Origin of the sequence: Ruminiclostridium sufflavum DSM 19573, from assembly GCF_003208175.1 — a bacterium.
In the GTDB taxonomy this organism is placed as follows: domain Bacteria; phylum Bacillota; class Clostridia; order Acetivibrionales; family DSM-1351; genus Ruminiclostridium; species Ruminiclostridium sufflavum.
Window position 1 is genome coordinate 61,473 of sequence record NZ_QKMR01000006.1, and the last position, 17,345, is coordinate 78,817.

The following is a 17,345-nucleotide window of genomic DNA, read 5'->3' on the forward strand; positions in this document are numbered from 1 at the left end:
GCCAAAAAGGGAGGTTTTTGAATGACCGCACCGGAGTTTAATTTCAGAGAAATGATTCAAAAGGACAGGGAAGAAAGAATCAAAGAGCAGTTTGAAGGTACATTCATAGAGTATCTGGATATCGTAAAAGCAAATCCCGCAGCAGCAGTTCTTTCACACCAAAGGATGTATGATCTGATTATTTCACAGGGCTTTGAAGCTGTCAAGACAGATGAGAATCCAAGGTTAAGAAGAATATATGGCAATGACATTATTAAAAAGTACTCTTTCTTTGAGAATGACTTTTTTGGGATTGATAAAACCATAATGAAAATTGTGAGATACTTTCACTCAGCAGCAATGGCAGGAGAAGAAGCAAGACAGGTGCTGTATCTGGTAGGCCCTGTAGGGGCAGGGAAATCTTCAATAATGGAAGCCTTGAAGAAGGCCCTTGAATGTGCAGAGCCTATTTATGGGCTGAAAGGCTGTCCGATGAGGGAAGAACCGCTGCATCTCATACCGAAGCACTTGCGCAGTGAATTTGAAAAAACCCTGAAGGTAAAAATAGAAGGGGATCTTTGCCCGGTTTGCAGATACAGGCTGAAAAACGAGTATCATGGAGAGTATGAAGGCTTTCCGGTAGTATCCACAGGCTTTTCAATACGTTCAAGAAAGGGTATAGGAGTTGTACCTCCTGTTGATCCGAACAATCAGGACACTTCTATATTAACGGGAAGCGTTGATATCTCCAAAATTGACTTGTATCCGGAGGATGATCCCAGAGTGCTGTCCCTTAATGGAGCATTTAATGTGGGAAACAGAGGAATAGTTGAATTCATAGAGGTGTTCAAGAACGAAACGGAATACCTGCATACTATGATTACCGCTACACAGGAAAAATCGGTTCCTTCTCCCGGAAAAGGGGCTATGGTGTATTTTGACGGGGTAATTCTTGCGCATTCAAATGAGGCGGAGTGGAACAAATTCAGATCCGATCATACAAATGAAGCTATTCTGGACCGAATTGTAAAGGTCGAGGTTCCCTATTGCCTTGAGCTGAATGAGGAAATCAAGATATACAAGAAAATGCTGTCCAGAAGCAATTTTAAAGCTCACATAGCGCCGCATACAATAGAAATTGCATCAATGTTCGCTATTCTGACAAGGCTGAGCCCTTCAGGAAAGGTCGATCCAATCACAAAGCTGAAGATATATAACGGTGAGGAAATACTGGAAAAGGGCATGACCAGAAAGATTGATATATTTGAGCTGCGTGAGGAAGCACCCAGAGAGGGAATGACGGGAATTTCAACAAGGTTTATCATGAAGGCACTTGATACTACACTTTCAGAATCTGAAAACAACTGCATCAATCCAATTGCACTTATGGAGACGCTTATTAAATCGGTAAAGGAGCTTGGGATAGGCGAAGAGGAAAAGGAGAGATACTTAAGGCTTATCTATGATTCGGTTAAAAAAGAATATAACAAAATTCTTGAAAAAGAGGTTACAAAGGCCTTTATACATGGTTACAAGGAGCAGGCGGAAAGCTTGTTCAATAATTATCTGGATCATGCGGAGGCTTTTGTTAACAAAACAAAAATTAAGGATTCTAATACGGGAGAGGAGCTTGAGCCAGATGAAAAATTCATGCGGTCAATCGAGGAGCAAATCGGGATATCCGATACTGCTGTAAAGGGATTTCGTTCTGATGTAACCGCATATATGTTTTTTGTCATGAGGAATGGAGGAACTCTGGATTATACCAGCTATGAGCCGCTCAAGGAGGCAATCGAAAAGAAATTAACGGCGTCGGTAAGGGATTTAAGCAGGATAATTACACAGACAAAGGTCAGGGATAAGGAGCAGACACAAAAATACAATACTATGGTGGAAGAAATGAAGAAAAATGGCTACTGTGATAATTGCTGCAACGTTATCTTAAAGTATTCCGCTAATAATCTGTGGAAAGATTGATTGCAGCTTTGGAGGGTGAAGAATGACCATTTTTAGGGAGTGCAGCAATGACGGCAGAGACAGGTCTGCCGAGGACAGACGCAGGCACAGAGAATTAATAGAAGATTCAATAAAGAAAAATCTTGGTAATATTATAGCTGAGGAAAGTATTATAGGAAAAAGCAAGGACAAAAAAATTAAAATTCCGATTAAGGGAATAAAGGAATATCAATTTATATATGGTAAAAGTAAGCCGGGAATAGGTGTCGGAAACGGAGAGGAAAAAAGGGGCGATAAATTTTCGGGCGAGGAGCAGAGCAATTCGGGAAAAGACAAGGCAGGCAATCAGGAGGGTGAAGAAATATATGAGACGGAAATAACCATAGAGGAGGTGGTAAGATATCTTTTTGACGATCTGGAGCTTCCAGATATAGACAAAAAACAGCTTTCTCAATTAGAAGAAAAAAGCTACAGAAAGCTTGGATATCAGAACCGGGGAATACCTCCCAAGCTTGCAAAAAAGCGTTCGGTTGTTGAAAAAATAAAAAGAAAGCAATCCTTCAAAAGGGCAATTGCAGAAAAAAGCCAAGCTCAGCCGGAGGATATTTCTTCAGATAATGAAAATAGAAGATTTCCGTTCGTAGAGGAGGACTTAAGATACTACAGGATAAAGGAAGAAAACAAGAGAGACTACAATGCGGTAGTGCTATGTATAATGGATGTTTCAGGCTCTATGGACCAGACAAAAAAATATCTTGCAAGAAGCTTTTATTTTCTGCTGTATCAGTTTTTGCAGCTGAAATATTCCAATGTGGATGTAGTTTTTATTGCTCATACAACTACTGCCAAGGAGGTAAATGAAAAGGAATTCTTTCATAGAGGCGAGTCCGGAGGTACTTACATCAGCAGTGGCTATGAAAAGGCTCTGGAGATAATCTCCCAAAGATACAGCCCGGCCAACTGGAATGTGTATGCTTTTCATTGCAGTGACGGGGATAACTGGTCAGAGGATAATAAGAAAGCCATTGAGAGTGCTAAAAGGCTTTGTGAGGTCTGCAATTTATTCGGCTACGGCGAAATTGTACCGGGTTACTACAGCATAGGAAGTACAATTAAAACCGAATTGCTGGGAAAGATAGATAACAGGAATTTTGCGGCAATTAATATCAATAAAAAGGAAGATGTGCTGCCTGCGTTAAAAAAGCTGCTTGACAAGGTCAGTGATAAAGATGTGGAACAGGAGGGTTGACGCTGATGGCAGACTTTAGCATTCTGGAGCTGGAATATTGGAATGAACGTATTGAAGGGCTGGCAAGGAACTGCGGCTTGGATTACTATAATCAGGAATTTGAAATAATAAATTATGAGGATATGATCGGGTATGAATCCTATATAGGGATGCCTTCCCACTACCCTCATTGGAGCTATGGAAAGTCCTATGAAAGAATAAAAACCCTGCATAAATATAATTTGACAGGTCTGCCTTATGAAATGGTTATTAACTCTGATCCTTGCATTGCATATCTGATGAAGGATAACTCCTTGCTGGTTCAGGTTCTTACTATTGCCCATGTATATGCGCACAATGATTTTTTCAAAAATAACAGGCTCTTTAAGCTGGGAACCAAGGCAGAATATGCAATTGAGATGTTTAAAAACCATGCTAACCGTATCAGGGAGTATATCTCGGATCCCAGCATAGGCTATGCGAGAGTGGAAAAAATACTGAATGCCGCACATGCGGTAAAGCTGCAAACAGAACGCGTAGCTGAGTTTCAGAGCGGAAGTGAAAAAAAGGAAGAACCGAAATTCGCAATAAAAGAGAACAAAAAGGAGTTTCCGAATTTGGAGAGATATTCTGGCAGTCCGGCCGGCTCCATAGATAAGGAGCTTCAGGAAGACCTTTTTCTGTCAGAGCCCCAGGAGGATATATTGAAATTCATAGCTGAAAACGGATGCCTGCAGGATTGGGAGAAGGACATATTATCTATAGTCAGAGAAGAAGCGCAATACTTTATTCCCCAGATTGAAACTAAGATTATGAATGAAGGCTGGGCCAGCTTTTGGCATTATAATATATTAAATAAGCTTGAGCTGCCTCAGAATATGCATTTGGAATTCCTCAGAAGGCATAATGAAGTTATAAGGCCTTTAAAGTCATCTATCAACCCGTATTATATAGGCTTTAAAATGTTTGAAGACCTGTATAATAAGTTTGGCTCTGAGAAGATATTTGAGGTGAGAAATACCGAGAGGGATCAATCCTTCATAAGGAGATATCTGACTCAGGAGCTTTGCACTGAAATGAATCTTTTTGAGTATGTGACTGCGGGAAATGACTACATGGTTTCTGAAGTCTCAGATGAAGAGGGCTGGAAGGTAATCAGGGAAACCTTATGTAATACAGTGGGTATCGGAAGCATTCCTACCATCGTGGTAAGCGATTGGAATAAAAAGGACAATACACTTATGCTAAAGCATGAATTTGACGGAAGAGAGCTTGAATTGGGATACGCTTATGAAACCTTGAAGCATATAGTGGACCTTTGGAACGGAAAGACCTTATTGACAACTCAGCTTGAAGGAAAGCAAAAAAGCATAAATTGCGATGAAGCAAAAAGAATTTCATTATACGGCTAGGCAGGACACAGCGTAAGGGCAGGCAATCGAAACCATGGGGGAGGCTATCTGAGAAAAATAATTAAAGGCAGTTAATCCAGCCATATGGTATAAGAGTAAAAAATATTGTTAGCACTCTTATTAAATGAGTGCTAAAAAATACTTGAAATTTTTCGGCAATAGAGTTATATTATTACTATCGTAATATTTCAAGTAATACAAAGGCTGAATATTTAAATTAACAAAAAAGGAGGACCGAGTCCATGCCGGTACTTTAACGGAATTTTGTACCAACAGAGGGCTGGACATAATTATCATGGGACAGGAAAGAGGAAGTATATCAATCAATACGGAAAATATTTTTCCAATTATAAAAAAATGGCTGTATTCAGAAAAGGATATATTTATTAGAGAGCTTGTATCAAATGCCAGCGATGCAGTTAACAAAATGAAGAAGCTGGAGGCTATGGGAGAGGCACAGCTGCCTGAGGACAATAAATATGAAATCAAGGTCATTGTTAACAAGAATGAGAAAACTATAAAGGTTTTAGACAACGGTTTGGGAATGACTGATGAAGAGGTAAAAAAATATATCAACCAGATAGCTTTTTCAGGTGCGGTGGATTTCATTGAAAAATATAAGGATAAGTCTGATGACGGCCAGATTATAGGACATTTTGGATTGGGCTTCTATTCGGCATTTATGGTGTCAGAGCGTGTGCAGATAGACACCCTGTCTTATCAAAACGGCGCAAAGGCTGTGAAATGGGTAAGTGACGGCGGCACAGAATTTGAAATGTCAGACTCAGACAAAACGGACAGAGGCACCTTGATTACACTGTACTTATCTGATGACAGCCTTGAATTTGTTGACGAGTACAAAATGAGGCAGACGCTTGAAAAATATTTTGCATTTTTACCGATAGAGCTTTATCTGGAGGATGCTGCAAAAGAACCTGAAAAGGCAGAGGAGAAGCCTGCTGAGGATAAGAGCGGGGAGGAAGCTGTACCGGCAGCTCCGAAGCCGCTGAACGACACAGCTCCTTTATGGCTGAAAAATCCAAGAGATTGCACCGAGGAGGAGTATAAGCAATTCTATACAAAGGTGTTCCACGATTTTAACGAACCGCTTTTCTGGATTCATTTAAATATGGATTATCCGTTTAATTTAAAGGGAATTTTGTACTTCCCCAAGCTAAAGCATGAATTTGAAACGATGGAAGGTCAGATAAAGCTATATTACAATCAGGTTTTTGTTGCGGACAATATCAAAGAGGTTATACCAGAATTTCTGATGCTGCTGAAGGGTGTGCTGGATTGCCCGGATTTACCGCTGAATGTGTCAAGAAGCTTCTTGCAGAACGACGGATATGTCAATAAAATATCCAGTCATATTACAAAGAAGGTTGCAGATAAGCTTACTTCCATTTTTGAAAATGAACGCGAAAACTATGATAAGTATTGGGATGATATTAATCCGTTTGTTAAGTACGGTTGTATACGGGAAGAAAAATTTTATGACAGAGTAAAGGATATTATTATTTATAAATCTACCAAGGGCGGATATGTAACACTTAACCAATACCTTGAGAATAACAAGGAAAAGCATGAGAACAAGGTATTCTACGTATCGGATGAAAATCAGCAGGCACAGTATGTGAAGCTGTTCAACGAAAATGATATGGAAGCTGTAATTTTGTCAACAATGATTGATAATCATTTTATGTCCTTGATTGAGAGCAAGGTTTCAGGTGTACATTTTAACAGAATCGACGCTGACATATCAGACAGCATGAAGCAGGAGAATACCGGAATTGCCGAAGAGGACGTCAGCTATCTGGAAACCCTGTTTAAAGAGACTGTTAATGATGAAAAGCTGAAGGTTCAGGTTGAGTCTCTGAAAAATGATACTATACCGGCTGTTGTTCTGCTATCGGAGCAGTCAAGAAGAATGCAGGAAATGAGCAGAATGTACGGAGGCGGTATGGATATGAGCAGTATGTTCCCTAAGGAGCAGACGCTTGTACTTAATTCATCAAACAAGCTTGTCAAGGCTGTTATTGATTTGAAGGCTAATGAAGCAAAAAAAGAAGATGTTAAGCTTATAAGCGAGCATATTTACGATTTGGCAATGATGAGCCATCAGCAGCTTGAGCCGGAGGCAATGTCAAGGTTTATTGCCAGAAGCAATGAGATATTGATGAAGCTGGTTTAACAGCATAAGAGAAAGCTTATAAGTTATAAAGCTAAATTAAAAAGGCAGCTTAGAAATAAATTCTACGGCTGCCTTTTTGAATCAAAGGAATTACTTTTTTGTTTCGTCAGTTTCTCTGATTTCAACACGCCTTATTTTACCGCTGATAGTTTTTGGAAGCTCCTCCACAAACTCAATAACTCTTGGATATTTATACGGGGCAGTTACATTCTTAACATGCTCCTGAAGCTCCTTTATAAGCTCCTTGCTGGGCGTATAGCTTTTTGCCAGTACGACGGTAGCCTTTACAATCTGGCCTCTTACTTCATCGGGAACGGCTGTTATAGCACATTCTAATACGGCAGGATGCTCCAATAGCGCGCTTTCAACTTCAAAAGGTCCAATTCTGTAGCCTGAGCTTTTAATTACATCGTCGGCTCTGCCAACAAACCAGAAATAACCGTCTTCATCACGCCAAGCCAAATCACCGGTGTAATAAATATCATCATGCCATACCTTGTTAGTCAAAGCTTCGTCTCTGTAGTATCCGCCGAACATTCCGGCAGGCTTTATCTTATCAGTACGAATAACAATCTGGCCTTCCTCACCGATTTGACATGAATTGCCGTTTTCATCCAATATATCAATATCATAGCCGGGAGAAGGCTTGCCCATGGAACCGGGTTTTGCCTCCGTCCACTTTGTTGTAGACAGAACAACGGTTAATTCTGTTTGACCGAAGGCTTCCTTAAGCTGAATGCCGGTAGCATTGTAAAATTGGGTAAATACCTCTGGATTAAGTGGCTCACCGGCAACTACACAATATTTAAGAGCGCTTAAATCAAGCTTCGTAAGATCCTCTTTTATGAAAAACCTATAAATTGTTGGAGGTGCGCAGAAGGTGGTTACCTTGTGCCTTGATATAACCGCAAGCAAGTCCTTTGCCACAAATTTGTCAAAATCATATACAAATACGGCACTGCCTGCCAGCCATTGGCCATAAATCTTGCCCCAAACAGCCTTTGCCCATCCGGTGTCTGCAACGGTAAGATGCAAGCCGCCGTCAATAACATTTTGCCAGTATCTGGCGGTATAAATATGCCCTAAGGGATAAACGTAATCATGCTGAACCATTTTGGGCATACCTGTGGTTCCGGAAGTAAAATACAGCAATGAAATATCATTATTTTGTGAAGCCAATTCGCCTTGAGGCCTGTCAAATACATTTGAAGCCTCATCAACTGATTTTGTAAAGTCTATCCAGCCATCCTTGCTGTCACAGATCAGTGCCTTGTGCTTCAGTGACGGACATTTACTCTGAGCATCCTCAACATGCTTTAAGACCTCAGGATCGGGAACGCATACAATCATTTTTATATCAGCGGCATTAAATCTGTAAACATAGTCTTTTTGAGTTAAAAGATGGGTTGCAGGGATGGTAACAGCACCTAGCTTATGCAATGCAAGAATACAGAACCAGAATTCATATCTTCTTTTTAAAACAAGCATAACAGGGTCTCCCCGTTTAATACCCACAGACTTAAAGAAGTTTGCGGTTTTATCACTGTATTCCTTGAGCTGTGCAAATGTAAACGTAGCCTCAGCTCCGGATTCGTCGCACCACACTATAGCCACCTTGTCGGGCTCGGTTCTTGCATATTCGTCAACCACATCATATGCAAAATTAAAATTTTCAGGTATATTTACACGGTAATTTTCGATTATATCTTCATAAGAAGAGAAATCGAGCTTTGACAGATATTTATGCAGCAACATTTGTTTTTCCCCCTAAATTACTTAAGAATTATTGCTAAAAATTTAGCTTGCTTTCCGTTTAAAGCTTTCATGCCATGATTCGCAGAAGAATCAAAGTATACCGAATCGCCTTCTTCCAAAATGAGCTCATGACCGTTTATTATAATTTCTACTGTTCCTTCCAGTACATAATTAAACTCCTGTCCTTGGTGGGAATTGAAATGAATCCGGGAATTTTCGGCTTGGGCAGGAACAGTGACAATAAAGGGCTCGGCCTTTTTGCCTATAAAATTGTTGGCTAAGTTGTGATATTTATAAGCTTCTCTTCTTTCCACACTGGCGCCCTTGCCTTTTCTTACCACCTGATAGGTGTGAAGCTTGGGAGCATCACCGGTAAGGATAGCTGAAAGCTCAACTTTGAATTTATTAGCTATCTGATAGAGAAAGCTGACAGGAATATCTGTATCTCCGCTTTCATATGCCCGGTAAGTTTCTTCGGGAATTTTTAGTTCAGCAGCCAGAGTCTGAATGGATATCTCGGATATTTCTCTCAAGTCTTTAATGCGCGATGCAATTAGCTTTATTTGCTCAGACATACAATCACCTTCCGATATTAATATTTTAGATTTAGCAATACAGGAGTTTTTTTAGCTGAAATTCTAAAAAAAGCTTAAGTATTAAATAAAAACTGTTTTATTGACATAATACTATGCATACATGCTATTAGAAGCTATAAAAATTTTGTATAAAAATCTGTACACATTCGAAAAATATAATAGCATAACTGAATAAATCATGTAAAGCTTGTAAATAACCTTTTTTAGTATTTATTTTAACGTTTTCAACCCAATTTATTCTGAATAAAATTTAAAAAGGTAAAAAACATTAAAAAATGTATAATATTACATATATAACCTTTAAAAAATATAAAATATTGACAGTTATGCAATTAATATAACAATATATAAAATATTATAGAAATTATATGCAGAATATGATACCATAATAGATATGGAATATATTTACTAAAGCCAATTACAGCTCCGGCTTTTGCGGCGATAGAATATTGCAATGCTATTTATATTGCAAAGAATATATATCGCGGCGATATATATTTGTGACGGTATTATGTTTTGTGACGAAATATATTTCGTCTTTTTAGTTGAATTAAGCTTTTAAGCTGATTTTGAATGCAGTTTGGATTTGCCCTTTAGGAGGCTTTAGCCTCGAACCCAGACTATCGGCCGGTATAATCGGTTCCTCAAGCCGATAGTAATTGACTTTGCGCTGGAGGTTTGATAAACATGTCTATAAGCAAAAAGATTTTTGTTATTGTTTTGTGCGGAATATTGATTACTTGCTTCGGAACGGCAGGAAATTTACTTTGGGATTTTTCGCCTTTGATATTTCCGGTTATTTCATGGGCTTTTGTTATTGCCATTGGCCTGCTGCTGACTTTTTCAATCAGTATACCTTTAAAGACCATCGGGAAGGTTGTTGAAAGAACAGCAAATTTTGATTTGTCTCATGATAAAACATATAACAAAATTAAACAAAGAAAGGATGAGATAGGTTTTATTGCAAAAAACCTGTCGCTGGCAAGAATTGCATTAAGGGATATGTTAGGCTTGATGCAGGAAACGTCAAATCACCTCATAAATAATACCCAGGAAGTTGAAAATGCCGCACTTCACTTAAAAGAAAAGACAGACGATACCTTGCTTACAACAGAGCATATTTCGGCTTCTATGCAGCAGTCAGCCGCAACCACATCACAGATTAGCAACAGTACTCAGGAGATTTTGCAGAATATTAACCTTATATCTCAAAATTCTGAGAAAGGAGCTGTATCCGCAAATATAATCAGTGAACATGCAAGCGAAATAAAGGAAAGTGCTGTTTTATCAGCAAAAAATGCCGAAGATATTTATATGGAGGTTAAGCAGCAGCTTCAAAAGGCGATGGAACAGGCAGCAGCAGTTTCTCAGATAGAATTTCTTGCTCAGGCGATATTGCAGATTACAGAACAGACCAATTTATTATCACTCAATGCCGCCATAGAAGCTGCAAGAGCAGGAGAAGCAGGAAAGGGCTTCGCTGTTGTTGCCGACGAAATACGAAAGCTGGCAGATCAGTCATCAAAGACTGCAACAGATATAAAGCAAGTTGTCCGGACTGTAAATGAGTCAGTGGATGCGCTAACAGAGAGCGCAGGCGTCCTTTTGAACTTTATGGATAAGGATGTTCTCAATGATTATCAGAAATTAATAAAAACCGGAGAGCAATATTATGCTGATTCCATGCAGTTCAGTTCTATGATGAATGAATTTAATGATTCCTCAAAAGCAATGAATCAGTCTGTTTCAATTATTGTAAATGCACTTGAGCAGGTATCGGCAAGTGTCAGTCAAAGTGCTGGCGGGGTTGTATCAATTTCCGTAAAAACAGCAGAAGTAGCCGGAAAGGTTTCAGAGGTTAAAAGCTCAACTCAAAATAATTTGGTTTCATCAAAGAAGTTAAAGGATCAGGTTTCAAAGTTTACTCTATAGTATGTGGGTATAGTGCGGTTTTCATGGTTGGGAATATTTACAACCGGTAAATGCGATTGCTTTTGAGAGTTTCTTATTATAGTATATTATACATAAGCCGATATTTAATATAACTAAAAAATCAATTACGGTTTAAGCTTTGTACGATATAATATTGTTTTCCGTAATATGGGAATTTGCATTGAAAAAACGAATTTTTTTGGCAGACAGTAATTGACCTCTTAATAGTAGTATTATTCTTAGTCAAATTTACATTATTTATGGTGTCAGTTCAATTTGTTAAAGTAGGTGTTATTTATGAGATATGACTATGTAAAGGTTAGCGAGGATATTATAGGAAGCTTTTTGGGCGGCGATGTATATACTGTCGGGGGCAATTTAATTGTTACGGAAGATACGCTGATTACAGATTATATACTTAAAAAGTTAATAAGCTTTGGAATTGAAAAGATATACACCTATAGGATTAATACGGTCCGAGGGGATGATTATTTACGAAGCAATGATATAAGTAACGACCAGAAAAGATATATCGGGGATGTTAATAAAGCAAAGCAGCTGCTCCAAGACCTGGCCTCGGGTAAAAAGTTGGATTTGGGTAAGGCGGAGGATATCTCGGAAAATGTGTACAGCAAAATTAATGATTACAGCTCCTTAATGGATTGTGTCAATACTGTCAAAATTGCTGATGAGTATACATACTCGCACATGGTAAATGTTTCTGTATATTCCATGCTTTTAGGCAAATGGATGGGCCTAAGCAAAGAACAAATCAAGGATGTTATTTTGGCAGGTATTCTTCATGATGTGGGAAAATCTCAGATTCCGCTGGAAATTCTGAATAAAAAGGGGTCTCTGAATGAAAGTGAATTTGAGATAATGAAGAAGCATGCTGTATATGGATATGAAATAATAAAACATAACAAAGATATAAATATGGATGTAAAAAGAGCAGTAATAATGCATCATGAAAAGGAAGACGGGTCCGGATACCCTTTTGGGATAAAAGGAAACCAGAAAAACCTGTATTCTAAAATTCTTACCGTCGCCGATATATTTGACGCTATAACCTCTGACAGGGTATACAGAAGAAGGCAGACGCCCTTTGAAGCCTTCAAGGAGCTTGAGAGAATAGGATATGATGTCGTTGATCCAAAGGTCATGATGGCAATGCTTTGCAACATGCCCAGCTATTATGTGGGCTCTAAAGTGAGAATGCAGAACGGCGAGATAGGAGAGGTTGTTTATGTGCCGTATCAGTGTGCATATGCTCCTGTTATAAAGGTAAATAACAGCTTTTATGATTTTTCATACGAAAAAGAGGTTTTAATTTCAGAATTTTTATAATAGCTTAACGGGTATATATTCCTCGATAAATTACTTTGACAGGAGTATATCAATAAATGTGTTTACAGCCTTAGACAAAACTACATTTTTCATTTGAACAATTCCAATTTCCCTTGTGGGAATAGGCTCTTTAAGTTGAATTTCAAACAGCTCCCCGTTACTTATCAGGTCAGATGCGCTTTCCTTCAGTACATATGCTATTCCGGTGCCTATTTTTGCAAATTCCACCAGAAGCTCCAGACTTTCAAGCTCTATTTCGGGTGAACATACAAGTCCGCGATCGCTGAAGAGGCTATCAACGGATTTCCTTGTAGAGCTTTGTGCCTGAAGCATTATAAGAGGATATTGAATTAATTCCTTCAGCTCTGTCTTTCTGTTCTTAAGCTCGGCAAATTTATCAGAGGCAACAAAAATATCATTGACATTGATAAACGGAACAGATATAAATACCTCCTTGCTGACGGGGAGGGTAGCTATTGCGATGTCAACAAGTCCGCTTTTCAGTACCTCCAGCAATTGCGGAGTGGTTCTGTTTATTATTTTAACGGCCACCTTTGGATATAATTTTCCAAATTTTTCGATATACGGCATTATAAAATATTTGCAGATAGAGTCACTCACACCGATTTTAATTTCTCCCGCACGAAGTCCTTCTATTTCCTGAAGCTTGCCTTCTGCTGCCTTTAGGAAATTAAAGGCCTGTGAAGCATAGCTGAAAAGCAGCTCTCCTTCCGATGTAAGCTGCATATTTCTGGATTTTCTATAGAATAAATTAACACCCAATTGTTTTTCAAGGCTTTTAATTGATTGACTTACGGCGGATTGTGTAATAAAAAGCTTTTGTGCCGCGGTTGAAAAGCTTTTGTTTTGTGCACAATAATAGAATATTTTATATAATTCAAAGTTAATATCCATAAGTACCTCTAATGCGTTATATTAGTTATATTAATTTTACTAATATATTTTATCATATTATAATTATAAGTAAAGAGTAAGGCTTTCACTTAGGCGTAACTGCTTTTGCAAGCATTAATATAAATTTTATCCATAGGGAGGAATACTGGTGATGAGCACTGTTAAGAGGTTATTTGTTGAGAAGAGGCAGCCATATGATGTTGAGGCTCAGGGACTTTTATCCGATTTGAAAGGAACCTTGGGAATAAAGGCATTGGAGCATGTCAAAATAATAAACAGGTATGACATAGAGGGAATAAGTGACGAAGAGTACCTGATGGCCAGAAATACAATTTTTTCTGAGCCGCCGGTAGACTACGCCTATGATGAGGAATATAAAATAAAAAACGGCAGCAGAGCCTTCGCTGTAGAATATCTGCCGGGACAGTACGACCAGAGGGCAGATTCGGCCGCTCAGTGCATTCAGTTGTTAACTCAGGGCGAAAGGCCTGAGATAAAAGCTGCCAGAGTAATTGTTTTTGAGGGCGGTATAACTGATAGTGAATTTTCAGCAATTAAAAGGTACTATATAAATCCGGTTGAAAGTCAGGAAGCTAAAATGGACAAGCCGGACACCCTAAAGACAGAGGTTGAGCAGCCGAAGGAGGTTACGGCAATAGAAGGCTTTACAGCCATGAATGAAGAACAGCTTGCCGGTCTGCTTAAGAGTATGGGCTTTGCGATGTCCTTTGATGATATTGCTTTCTGTCAGGGGTATTTCAAAAATACCGAAAAACGTGATCCGTCAGTAACAGAAATGAGAATGATTGATACATACTGGTCTGATCACTGCAGGCACACTACTTTCCTTACCTGCATTGACAGCGTTGAATTTGAAGAGGGCAAATACTCAGATATAATAAAAGAAACCTTTATTGACTATAAGGCCTCAAGAGAAGAAATCTACAGGGGTCGTGACGATAAAGACATATGCCTTATGGATGTGGCGCTTCTGGCAATGAAGAAGCTTAAAAAGCAGGGAAAATTAAACGATTTGGACTTATCTGAGGAGATTAATGCCTGCAGCATAGTTGTTAATGCTGATATAGACGGCAGAAATGAAGAATGGCTTGTAATGTTCAAAAATGAAACTCATAATCATCCTACTGAAATAGAGCCCTTCGGCGGAGCCGCTACATGTCTGGGAGGAGCGATAAGAGATCCGCTATCGGGCAGGGTTTACGTTTATCAGGCGATGAGAGTTACAGGAAGCGGTGATCCCAGAGCAAAGCTTGAGGATACAATTCCAGGCAAGCTGCCGCAAAAGAAGATAACCACCGGAGCAGCAGCCGGCTACAGCTCCTATGGGAATCAAATAGGCCTTGCAACAGGACAGGTTGCTGAAATATACAATGAAGGCTATGTGGCAAAGAGGATGGAAATCGGTGCCGTAATCGGTGCCGCGCCAAGAAAGAACGTGGTGCGTATGGTGCCGCAGGCTGGAGACAAGATAATATTATTGGGGGGAAGAACCGGAAGAGACGGCTGCGGCGGTGCGACAGGCTCATCGAAGGCTCATACGGAGGAATCTCTGGTGAGCTGCGGAGCAGAGGTTCAGAAGGGTAATCCCCCGACGGAGAGAAAAATACAGCGTTTATTCAGAAACCCTGATGCAAGCACTCTTATAAAGAGATGCAATGATTTTGGCGCAGGAGGTATATCGGTTGCAATAGGAGAATTGGCGGACGGACTTGAGATAAATCTGGATGTGGTTCCTAAAAAATATGAAGGCCTTGACGGAACAGAGCTTGCCATATCAGAGTCACAGGAGCGTATGGCTGTTGTTGTTGCCGCAAAGGATGCCGGAGAATTTATTAGCCATGCCGCAAGAGAGAATCTTGAAGCTGTTGTGGTTGCAGAGGTAACAGAAGCGGCAAGGCTCAAAATGACATGGAGAGGAAATACAATAGTTGATTTAAGCCGTGAATTTCTCAATTCAAACGGTGCAAAGCAAAGGATAGATATTGAGGTGACTGCTCCGGAAGAGCAAACTTATTTTGATAAATATAATGATATCGATGTTAAGAGCATTACAGATAAATGGATTGAAAACCTGCAAAACCTGAACCGATGCAGTCAGAAGGGACTTGCGGAGAGATTCGATTCTACAATAGGAGCAAATACTGTGCTGATGCCGTTCGGAGGGAAAACACAGCTGACACCTGCAGAGGGTATGGCTGCAAAGCTGCCTTTAATGGAGGGGGATACTTCAACAGGTACCTTGATGTCATATGGCTATAACTCTGGAATATCAACATGGAGTCCATTTCATGGCGCTGTCTTTGCGGTAGTTGAGTCAATTGCGAAGATTGTGGCAATGGGAGGAGATTACGGCAAAGCACGACTTACCTTTCAGGAATATTTTGAAAAGCCGGGAAAGGATGCAAGACGGTGGGGGAAACCGCTCAGTGCGCTTCTGGGAGGCTATTATGCACAATTAAAGCTTGGAACTGCCGCAATCGGCGGTAAGGACAGTATGTCGGGAAGCTTTATGGATATGGATGTTCCTCCGACACTTGTATCCTTTGCGGTTAATACAGTTAATGTAAACAATGTTGTTTCAAATGAATTTAAAGCGGCAGGCAGCAAGGTTGTAATGCTTAAGGCAGGTCTTGACAAGAACAGCCTTCCGGATTTTGAACAGCTTGACAGGATATACAGCCGTATTTACAGGTTGGCCTGTGAAAAGGCAATATTATCCGCCAGTTCAGTAAGAGAAGGCGGTATAGCTGAAGTAATCAGTAAAATGGCGTTTGGTAATATGCTTGGCTTCGATTTTGAAAAGAATATCGATACCGGAATGCTGTTTAAGCCGTTCTACGGCTCAATAATTCTTGAGCTGCCTGAAAGTACTGATTTTGAAAAGCAGCTTGGTGATTTGGAATATATATTGCTGGGAACAACGGCAGCTAAGGCTGAGATAAATGTAAACGGCACTGTTATTGCCCTTGACATGCTTGCCGAAAAATGGCAGGAACCGCTTGAAAGGGTATTTCCTACAAGAACCAAGAAAATAATGGAAGGGCCTGAGGAATATGCTTTTGAAGCAAGGTCAAAGGTCAGCCCCGGGATAAAGGTTGCAAGACCGAGAATATTCATACCTGTGTTCCCCGGAACAAACTGCGAGTATGACACTAAAAGGGTATTTGAAGCTGCGGGCGGGCTTGTTGAAACATTGGTAATCAGAAACATGTCACACAACGATATTGAGGAATCTATCAAGGAAATGGAAAGAATTATAGACAAATCCCAGATAATAATGATTCCGGGCGGCTTTAGCGCAGGTGATGAGCCTGAAGGTTCCGGCAAGTTTATTGCAACGGCCTTCAGAAATCCTGTTGTCAGCGAAGCGGTAATGAAGCTGCTGAAGCAGAGAGACGGATTGGTTATGGGTATATGCAACGGCTTTCAGGCATTGATTAAGCTGGGCTTGCTTCCTTTTGGAGAAATCAGGGCTATAGATGACAGCTGCCCTACATTGACCTTCAATACAATAGGCCGCCACCAGTCCTGCCTTGTAAATACAAAAATAACCTCGAACCTTTCTCCCTGGCTTAACAAGGTCAAAGTGGGAGATGTGCATACCATAGCAGTATCACACGGGGAAGGCCGGTTTACTGCAAATGGGGAGGTACTCAGGGTGCTTGGCTCCAACGGGCAGATTGCCACTCAATATGTAGACTTGGACGGAAAAGCAACCTATGATGTTGCGTTTAATCCAAACGGCTCCGTCAATGCAATTGAAGGGATTACAAGCCCTGACGGAAGAGTATTCGGAAAAATGGGGCATTCTGAAAGAATAGGCTCAAACCTTTACAGGAATGTACCGGGACATAAGGACCAGAAGCTGTTCCAAGCCGGTGTCGAGTATTTTGGATAAAGCTGTCCTGAAAGTAAATGCATTTCAACAGGAAGAACGTGAGTACAAAATATGTGCACACACTTAAATAAATAGTTTATAATATAAATTATTGGGAAAGCTGGTATATGGA

General features: G+C 39.9%; 10 protein-coding genes. 7 read left to right on the plus strand and 3 right to left on the minus strand.

Annotated features, from left to right (window positions below; genetic code table 11):
* Positions 1-21 precede the first annotated feature (21 nt).
* The 4 genes from LY28_RS06400 (at position 22) to htpG (ending at position 6,769) form a co-directional block, all read left to right on the plus strand.
* Complete coding sequence (locus LY28_RS06400; protein WP_110461351.1) at positions 22-1,956, plus strand: PrkA family serine protein kinase; 1,935 nt, start codon at positions 22-24, stop codon at positions 1,954-1,956.
* Between the two features lie 22 nt (positions 1,957-1,978).
* Positions 1,979-3,184, plus strand: a complete 1,206-nt coding sequence (locus LY28_RS06405) for a YeaH/YhbH family protein (RefSeq protein ID WP_110461352.1) — start codon at positions 1,979-1,981, stop codon at positions 3,182-3,184.
* Positions 3,185-3,189: 5 nt separating this feature from the next.
* Positions 3,190-4,575 (plus strand): SpoVR family protein, encoded by a 1,386-nt coding sequence (locus tag LY28_RS06410; RefSeq protein WP_110461353.1) that lies wholly within the window; start codon positions 3,190-3,192, stop codon positions 4,573-4,575.
* Positions 4,576-4,870: 295 nt separating this feature from the next.
* Complete coding sequence (gene htpG / locus LY28_RS06415) at positions 4,871-6,769, plus strand: molecular chaperone HtpG (RefSeq protein ID WP_110461354.1); 1,899 nt, start codon at positions 4,871-4,873, stop codon at positions 6,767-6,769.
* Between the two features lie 90 nt (positions 6,770-6,859).
* Here the strand turns inward: htpG and LY28_RS06420 are convergent, their stop codons facing one another.
* Both LY28_RS06420 and LY28_RS06425 read right to left on the minus strand, forming a co-directional pair.
* A complete protein-coding gene (locus LY28_RS06420) occupies positions 6,860-8,524 on the minus strand; it encodes an AMP-binding protein (protein ID WP_479692073.1) in 1,665 nt (554 codons plus the stop codon).
* Between the two features lie 17 nt (positions 8,525-8,541).
* Complete coding sequence (locus LY28_RS06425) at positions 8,542-9,099, minus strand: helix-turn-helix domain-containing protein (RefSeq protein WP_110461355.1); 558 nt, start codon at positions 9,097-9,099, stop codon at positions 8,542-8,544.
* A 708-nt stretch (positions 9,100-9,807) separates the two neighbouring features.
* On the opposite strand from LY28_RS06425, the gene LY28_RS06430 reads away from it, so the two are divergent.
* Positions 9,808-11,052, plus strand: a complete 1,245-nt coding sequence (locus LY28_RS06430) for a methyl-accepting chemotaxis protein (protein ID WP_110461356.1) — start codon at positions 9,808-9,810, stop codon at positions 11,050-11,052.
* A gap of 297 nt (positions 11,053-11,349) precedes the next feature.
* Complete coding sequence (locus LY28_RS06435; protein ID WP_110461357.1) at positions 11,350-12,399, plus strand: HD-GYP domain-containing protein; 1,050 nt, start codon at positions 11,350-11,352, stop codon at positions 12,397-12,399.
* A 30-nt stretch (positions 12,400-12,429) separates the two neighbouring features.
* On the opposite strand, the gene LY28_RS06440 is transcribed toward LY28_RS06435, so the two are convergent.
* On the minus strand, positions 12,430-13,314 hold the full coding sequence (locus LY28_RS06440; RefSeq protein ID WP_110461358.1) for a LysR family transcriptional regulator: 885 nt from the start codon (positions 13,312-13,314) through the stop codon (positions 12,430-12,432).
* A gap of 148 nt (positions 13,315-13,462) precedes the next feature.
* On the opposite strand from LY28_RS06440, the gene LY28_RS06445 reads away from it, so the two are divergent.
* Entirely contained in the window at positions 13,463-17,233 is a 3,771-nt protein-coding gene (locus LY28_RS06445; RefSeq protein ID WP_110461359.1) for a phosphoribosylformylglycinamidine synthase, read from the plus strand.
* Positions 17,234-17,345: the final 112 nt, after the last annotated feature.

Bases quoted from the DNA above. Each gene is read 5' to 3' on its own strand.
- LY28_RS06420 (WP_479692073.1), bottom strand. From the start codon at position 8,524: ATGTTGCTGCATAAATATCTGTCAAAGCTCGATTTCTCTTCTTATGAA.
- LY28_RS06425 (WP_110461355.1), bottom strand. From the start codon at position 9,099: ATGTCTGAGCAAATAAAGCTAATTGCATCGCGCATTAAAGACTTGAGA.
- LY28_RS06430 (WP_110461356.1), top strand. From the start codon at position 9,808: ATGTCTATAAGCAAAAAGATTTTTGTTATTGTTTTGTGCGGAATATTG.
- LY28_RS06435 (WP_110461357.1), top strand. From the start codon at position 11,350: ATGAGATATGACTATGTAAAGGTTAGCGAGGATATTATAGGAAGCTTT.
- htpG (WP_110461354.1), top strand. From the start codon at position 4,871: ATGGGACAGGAAAGAGGAAGTATATCAATCAATACGGAAAATATTTTT.
- LY28_RS06410 (WP_110461353.1), top strand. From the start codon at position 3,190: ATGGCAGACTTTAGCATTCTGGAGCTGGAATATTGGAATGAACGTATT.
- LY28_RS06440 (WP_110461358.1), bottom strand. From the start codon at position 13,314: ATGGATATTAACTTTGAATTATATAAAATATTCTATTATTGTGCACAA.
- LY28_RS06400 (WP_110461351.1), top strand. From the start codon at position 22: ATGACCGCACCGGAGTTTAATTTCAGAGAAATGATTCAAAAGGACAGG.
- LY28_RS06405 (WP_110461352.1), top strand. From the start codon at position 1,979: ATGACCATTTTTAGGGAGTGCAGCAATGACGGCAGAGACAGGTCTGCC.